Raw genomic sequence first — 922 nt, 5'->3', positions numbered from 1 at the left:
ATCCTTGTAGTCGCCGACGCGCGGCCGGGATCCGGCGATCAGGCCGGAGAGCCGCAGCGCGCGGTCGTCGTCCGACAACAGCAGGATGAACGGCTTGTCGGGCTTGCCATAGCGCCGCATCTGGCTCTTGAACACGTCGACATCGATGTCGGGCGAAGCCAGCACCACGTCGCCGAGCTTGCCGCCGAGATCGCGGTCGCCGGTGATGGCCATCTGCCGCAGCGTTTCCATGGTGACCCAGGTTCCGAGCGAATGCGCGACGATGTCGATGCGCCGCGCGCCGGACTGCTCCAGCATCCTGAGCGTCACCTCCAACTGGTCGCGGGCAGCGCTGGCGCTTTCCTTGTCATAGACGTAGTCGGTGGTCCTGGCACCCGATGCCCAGGAAAACAGCACGGGCGTGCCGGGATAGCCGGAATCATGGACGATCTGGGTGAGGCGATAGACGGCGGCATCGAAGCCGGTGTTGTAGCCATGCACGAAGACCATGACGCGGCCGCCACGCGCCGCGATGTCGGCATTGAGCGCGCTGGAGAATTTCGGCTGCGTGTCGTAGCCGACGACCTCGGAAGCCATGAAATATTTGGCCGGGTCATCCGACTTGCCGCGCGAGCGGCGCTCGATCTGGCCGGTCTTGTGAAGCCCCGGAACGGTGACGTTGACGCGGGCATAGTTCAGCGTCGCCGAGCGTTCGCCGTCGAAAACCTTGTTGGGATCGTCGGATTTCTTGCGCGTCGTGGCGATGAAGATCGAGTGGTTGCCGGCGATCTCCGTCACCGGCGCGGACACCATGGCGCTGCCCAGCAATTCCTGTGTTTGCTGGCCGGCGCAGCCGGCGACGAGCAAGGCCAGGACAACGATAAAAATCTTCTTCAAAGGCACGCCTGAATTTCCAACTCCGGCCGAAAGGCCTGTCTATCCT

At 63.7% G+C, this 922-nt stretch carries 1 protein-coding gene; it reads right to left on the bottom strand.

The annotated features are described in order from the left end of the window. The coding region (locus tag EN984_RS36130) for an alpha/beta hydrolase (protein ID WP_127384429.1) at positions 1-882 on the bottom strand (882 nt) is incomplete at its 3' end. Positions 883-922: the final 40 nt, after the last annotated feature.

The sequence above is a fragment of the Mesorhizobium sp. M7A.F.Ca.CA.004.12.1.1 genome (assembly GCF_003997835.1).
GTDB lineage: Bacteria > Pseudomonadota > Alphaproteobacteria > Rhizobiales > Rhizobiaceae > Mesorhizobium.
This window is presented reverse-complemented; position numbering and strand designations above follow the sequence as displayed.